The sequence below is a fragment of the bacterium genome (assembly GCA_022616075.1).
Classification (GTDB): Bacteria; Acidobacteriota; HRBIN11; order JAKEFK01; family JAKEFK01; genus JAKEFK01.
In genome coordinates, this window is sequence record JAKEFK010000230.1 from 21,252 (window position 1) to 27,455 (window position 6,204).

At 45.6% G+C, this 6,204-nt stretch carries 5 protein-coding genes; 2 read left to right on the plus strand and 3 right to left on the minus strand.

The genetic code is table 11. From position 1 onward, the window contains the following. Positions 1-41 precede the first annotated feature (41 nt). Positions 42-1,295 (minus strand): DUF2029 domain-containing protein, encoded by a 1,254-nt coding sequence (locus L0156_19120; protein MCI0605103.1) that lies wholly within the window; start codon positions 1,293-1,295, stop codon positions 42-44. Between the two features lie 235 nt (positions 1,296-1,530). Here L0156_19120 and L0156_19125 point away from each other — a divergent pair, with 235 nt between their 5' ends. Continuing rightward, complete coding sequence (locus L0156_19125) at positions 1,531-3,516, plus strand: hypothetical protein (protein ID MCI0605104.1); 1,986 nt, start codon at positions 1,531-1,533, stop codon at positions 3,514-3,516. Here the strand turns inward: L0156_19125 and L0156_19130 are convergent. Then, positions 3,513-4,547 carry an SGNH/GDSL hydrolase family protein gene (locus L0156_19130; protein ID MCI0605105.1) on the minus strand — a complete coding sequence of 345 codons (1,035 nt, stop codon included), beginning with the start codon at positions 4,545-4,547 and terminating at the stop codon, positions 3,513-3,515. The two genes, L0156_19125 and L0156_19130, sit on opposite strands and share 4 nt — an antisense overlap. Then, positions 4,495-6,066 (minus strand): GMC family oxidoreductase, encoded by a 1,572-nt coding sequence (locus L0156_19135; GenBank protein ID MCI0605106.1) that lies wholly within the window; start codon positions 6,064-6,066, stop codon positions 4,495-4,497. The genes L0156_19130 and L0156_19135 overlap by 53 nt, the downstream gene beginning before the upstream one ends. Here L0156_19135 and L0156_19140 point away from each other — a divergent pair. After that, positions 6,023-6,204, plus strand: a 182-nt coding sequence (locus tag L0156_19140; protein MCI0605107.1) for a hypothetical protein, incomplete at its 3' end; no start/stop codon positions are given. The two genes, L0156_19135 and L0156_19140, sit on opposite strands and share 44 nt — an antisense overlap.

The following is a 6,204-nucleotide window of genomic DNA, read 5'->3' on the forward strand; positions in this document are numbered from 1 at the left end:
CGGGACGTCCGCGCTACTTTGTATTGAAGGCGTCTGTCTATTTAAAACATTCCAGCGGCATTCCTTTTATTTGCAAAAAATCCCAGACAGAATATCGAAAAACCGTAACCTATGTAATTGTCATGCAGGAATCTTGAAAAATAAAGCAATGTAAGAGAAAGGAATCCGTAATTCACAAGCATAAGATTGATCGTATTATTTTTTAGCTGTCTTTTTAATAAAAAATAGAGCAATGGCAGTCCGAGTATGAGCTGCAGGTATTTGAACGGGAAATAGTCATTTTTTGAATATCCCGTATATAGCAGCAGGTTTGCAAATCCAAACCCGGGCGTCCCTCCCAAAGGATAAGCCTCATCCCAGTTTAATATGTCCTCCCTGAAAGAATGAACATCCCAAATAAGAAAAGGAAGAATGAAGATTACAATAATCAGCACCAACGGATAGGCCTGCTTAAAAACAAAAGATATTTTTTGGGTGAAAGGCACTGATTCACTATCCTTATTCAGGAGGTAAGTTAAAAAAAATGGAATCAGACACAACGCAGTGAGTTTGCTGACACAGGCAAATCCGAGAAAAGCAGAAGCAGTGCGGGGTTTATCAAGCGTTAGAAAAAACACGCTGAGAATGATCCAGAACAGGAGAAAAACATCATTTCTCCCGGTCGCAATGAAATTGGTAAAAAGGGGGTTCAATGCAAAGATCGTGAGAAGAAGGGCTTTATTCTGATTACTATCGGTAAGCCTGGGGAGGATCAAAAGAGATAGGATGAACATCAGAAGGTAGATAAATCTCATATCAAACCAGCCCAGGATAGCTTTCGAAAGAATATAAAAGGGAAGTGGCAGAATAAATGTGAGTGGCAGATAAGTGTAATGCTGAATGACTGAGTTTCTTATGTCACCAAGCTTATATACTGTGTAGTAGTCTTCAAGTGCCGTACCGTAGTAGTCCTCTTCGTATGGATTTTTCCCACTCAGGAAATATTTAACCGCTTCTTCTGTCAGAATCACCCCGCCGTCGTGAGCGAAATGGTGAGGTTCGCTATGATGCCTCAAAGATATTCTATGGAGACACGGTACAACAGCTAAAAGAGAGATAATTAGAATAATGACCGCGAATTTATATCGGTAAACCGTATCTTCGCCGCGTGTATTCAGCAGGTCAATCAAGACATAAATCCCCAGGAGCAACAGAAGAATGGGATAAGCTATGACCTTGGCGGGGGCAAGTTTGATTACGGACAGAGTTGCAAGAAAAAGAATCAGCGTATCTATTGAAATGATATTTTTTTTCACTGGAGATATCCCAAAGCCGTTATACTGCTTTGTTTTTTCATCCACTCTTGTCTTGAAACGATCGCGCACGTGATAGTAACACTATTGCTAAAAGGGGAGCAAGCGCGCTTTCTTATGCTTGAAAACGTGAACAGAATCTGAGATTCTGCAATGAAAAAGTAGTGCGGGCGTCTCGCCGGCACACTGCGCGAACGGGACGTCCGCGCTACTTTGTTGTCCCATTAGAGAATGAAAGTTGAGTGATTACGATGAGAGAGGAACAAAGGTTTTCACTCTTACAACGTATCTGAGTATCGGACTGGTAACGGCATTCTTTGCCGGGGTTTTCTTGCTGTCACCTCTGTCCGCGTGGGACACTCCCGGCCACGTTTTTGCAGCAGCGTACTTTGAACAACATCTTTGGCCGTGGTTTTCTGGGTGGAATTCTCTGGCATTTGGCGGATATCCACAGGGGTATTTTTATCCTTCGCTTTTCCACTGGCTCGCGGGCGGTTTGGGGAAGGTGATCGGAGTAACGGCGAGTCTGAAGATCTTAGTCGTTTTTTCCGTAGCGTTACTTCCTTTCAGTCTTAATTCATTTTTGAAGAGTTTGGGGGTCCGGGGTTACGACAAACTCCTTGCACTCATCTGGATTTTTGTGATCTTAACAGTTGCGCCAATGTCGTTCGGGGGCACGTTCCAGGGTTTGATCGTGGGTGGGCTTCTCACTCACCAATTTGCCATGCCTCTTTATTTTTTTTATCTCACCTGGTTGAAGGAGGGGAAGAACAGTACCCGCAAGCTGATGGCGGCTAGCGCGTTGCTCGCCTTGATTGTTTTGGCTCATGCGTTTGTTGCTATTGGAGCCGTTCTCGCCTCCCTGGTTTACTTGTTCATTTTTTACAGAAGCAAAAGGCTGGCAATTCGTTATGGCGCCCATGTGCTCGTGGCTGCCACGCTTTCACTGCTTTGGACGGTTCCCCTTGTTTTATTCCACGAATATCAGAGTGGCCGGTATCTTGAAAAATATGAAGCGCTGTGGTTTTTCATTGCAGCCGTTGTGACGATCATCGGTTTTGCGATTGCAAAAACAAAGGGCGGCAGTCCGATAAGGACAATTGCGTTCCTCCTTTCAGGATTACTCCTCCCGCTTTGGTTAAGCAGCGCGATTTTTCCGCGTCTAAATTTTCCCTACCCGTTGCATATGCATCGATTATGGGTGTTCGTCATGATCTACGTTGTAAGTATTTTATCTCTTGCAACCAAACGGTTCCGGCAGAGCCTCCTGTTGGGGATCTCGATCATAATATTCATCAGCGTATTTCTGCGTGTATATGAAGCTGGTGAGCTTCAAAAAGGCGCACGTGTTTTTCTTCCTAAAGGGTTTTCCAATCACCAGCTTGGACTGATTGCAGTTCCCAGGAATTCTGCTGACGATGTGTTGGGGCAGGCGAATGCGCGACATCTTCTAACTCATTCCTTTTTGATGCAGGGCGCGCGGTTGCTCAGCGGCCTTTTTATAGAGTCTGCAGCGAATGGCGCTGCCATCAATAGCACTCTCGTGGAATTGATGGGAAAGCCTTACCTGTGGGGGGTGTTCGCTTATGACTCAAACAGCGAATTACTCGCGGAGCACTTGAAGTTTCTTGGAGTGTGCTGGATCGGCACTCTCCATCCGGAGATGATCGACGCATCCATGAAGAGACTGGGTGCTAGCCAGCCATTCCTGGTTTCGATTCCAATGCAGATCAACAATCAGTCTATCAAACGAGATTTATCCGTGTATCGCATACCCTGTTCGCGCGGAGAAGTTATTTCGTCACTTGAGGTTGTTCCGGATACGGAATGGAAAAAACGGGTCGAACAATGGTGGCCTAACAACCGCGCGCTTTCGAGCGTTTTGGTGAGCGTTCCCCGCGGTGTATCGGTTGATGATTCGCGGCCTTTTGACTCAAGAACATCGGTGCAGGTCGATGAGATTGCGAACGATCATTTTAGAGTTTTGATTGAAACACCGGTCGAGCAGTTCGTATATCTTAAAGTGCCATATTTCCCGAACTGGCGTGCGTACCAGAATGGAAACGAGATACCACTTTTCCGCGCAGCACCTAATCAAATGGTCATCAAAGGTAAGGGCATCGTTGAATTGCATTTCCAGCGAAGTATCGCTGAGTACGCGTCTTACGCGGTTTCCATTCTGGCCTGGCTGGCGGTGGGATGGTTTATCTGGAAGCCGATTTAGCGTTCCATGGCTTTCGTGACAATCTGTTCATAGAGTTTTTTTCCATAGATACGATTCAGATTCGCTGATGGATGACCATCATGAGTATTGATGGCAAGTGGTTCGTTCCGCAATTGGTGAGAGATTTCAAATTCATGGTTATATGAAATAAAGCCGATCTCTTTTGCTACTTCTTCTGCCTGATGGTACCAGTTTAAGTAAATCCGAAGATTCTCATCGGGATGGCTATAGTCTGTTCCTAATTTATTAGAACTACCTTGATTTAAAATGACAAAAAAAGGAGCGGGAAGGTTTAACTGATCAGATATCTTTTTAATATCTTTTAATGCGCTGATAAAGTTTTTCCAATCCGCGGATGATGGTTCATAACTTCGTTGAAGTGAAACTTGCCAGACGGGAATTATGTCAAGCAGCTCAGCTGTTCTATAAAATGAGTTGGAGATAAGTTTACCAGTATAAGGAACCCCGATTTCTCGTAATTTCCTTGCTATTTTCTGGACAGATTGACCAATTTCACTGTTTTGTAGCTTTTCTCTTTCAATACTGAAACTTTGATCATTTGGTTGTGGATCATTTAGACAAAAACCTACGACAATAAGATCAGGATCAACTTTCGTGTAAAAGTTTCGTAATATTTCTCGTTCTTGGATCGTTGATGCTCCCCTGATACCAAAATTCAACATTTCAAATTTCCTGTCATTAAAATGCTGATTTAATAGTTTTTCTGCGATCGCGGTGTATCGTTCCCGAACAGCAAGGCCGGCGCCCCAGGTAAAAGAATCGCCCAGGACCATAACCCTGAAGGTTCCCTGCGGTTTATGAGATGAAAAATCCTTTTCTCGAAAACCATGTTTGTTGGTCTTTACCAGATGACCCCATGTGTACCATTTACCACTCACGCGGCCATTTACCGGCAAATCAGAATACGGAGAAAAAATACGTTCAAACAAATAAGCAAGGAATGTAAGTAAAACTGCATTAATGATCAGGATCACGAATATCTTTTTTAATGTTTTTGTTCTCTTTTTCACTGTTAGCTCCAATATAATCGGCCAGGCGAATAGCCAGAGCGGCAATTGTCAATGTCGGGTTGGCAGGCGAGTATGTCGGAAAAGCGGATCCACCCAGGATGAAAAGGTTATCGAGCAGATGGTACCTGAGAGAACGATCGACGACTCCGTTCTTTTGATCACCCATGCGGCAAGTTCCTAAAAGATGACCGGCGCCTGTGCCTGGCTTCCATTTATGAATCAGCTTTTTCGGCCCGAGGCTCGCCAGCATTTTCGGAATCGCATCAATTATCTCATCTTTGCCGCTTTCGAGATAGGAGGAGAAAGGAGGATGGTAGATCTCTGAAACAGGAATCCCCAGTTGATTGCGTTTCTTCCCGATGCGAATGTGCCGATCCGGATCAGGAATGTCATCGAGCAGGAAATTAATGCTTACCTGTTTTCGAAATCGAATTGCTGTTTCCTCTCGCAAACGCTTGCCGCTCAGACCTGTTTCGTCCGCAACGAGAGGAGTCATATCATGTGGAGGGAGTCCGGCCATATTGATGACATCTCCGAGAGCTCCTGCACGTTTCGCGCGAAAGGTTCCATCGTAGAAGTAATAGCAACTCGCCGTAAAGAAACTATTTCCGTAATTGGGGAATCCGTCTTTTGATATTAATGCGGTGAGGAGCAAAACCGGATGATCAAACAAATATCGACCAGTTAAAGGGTGCTGTGGCAGCATGCTACTTCGGAGAAGGATGGCAGGATTTTCCAAAGCATTTGCAGCCAAAATAAACAAGTCAGCTTCGATGACCACTTCGCTCCCATCACCCTTTTTCGCGACAGCGGAATGCACGGTTCTTCCTGAACTCTTCAATTCGAGAACCACAGTTTCGGTTAGGATTCTAACGTTGGAAAGTGATTCCAACTGAGGAATGTGAGTATTCAATGGAGTGTATTTAGAATCAACAGGACAGAGATAACATCGCGCGGAGCCGCAGCATGACGGCCGATGATTGACGTCCTGCGTGGGACGAGCCTGAGGACATGATACAACCGATCCCGATGGAAAACATTGTTTGACCAGTAAATCCGCCGGGCTGAAGGGATGCGGAGGCTGAGGATAAGGTTTCGATCGCGGGATCCGTGGATTGTCAGAAGCCCCTGCAATCACCAACTCTTCTTCGGCCAGACAATAGAATGGCTCCAGCTCTTCGTAAGTAATCGGCCAATCCTCCATGATTCCATAGAGGGATTTCATCCTAAAGTCGTTCGGTATGAAACGTGGAGCCTGACCGGTCCAGTGATTGACTGTTCCGCCTAAGGCGTAAAGATATGCGAATGTATGATGCTGGCCCTCCGCCACGACGTGATGATGCTCCGCAGTCGGCACGGCTTTTTCATGCTCACCGGTTTGGATGGACCAATTGTGGCTGACGGATGCTCCTCTTTCTACGATCAGAATGTCATCCACCTTCTTCGCAAGATACTTAGCACAAAGACATCCTGCAATGCCCGAGCCGATAATGCACACCTTTGTTTTGATTCTGTCCATTACGAAGAAGCTGATTCTATTAGAAAGGTGCCGTTTTGAAAAGTTGCGGATTGCGGAGCACCGCTGTACAGTTGGAAGCAATGTAGCGCGGGCGTCCCGCCTGCGAAGAGCCGCAGCCGAGACGGCCGCGCTACCTAG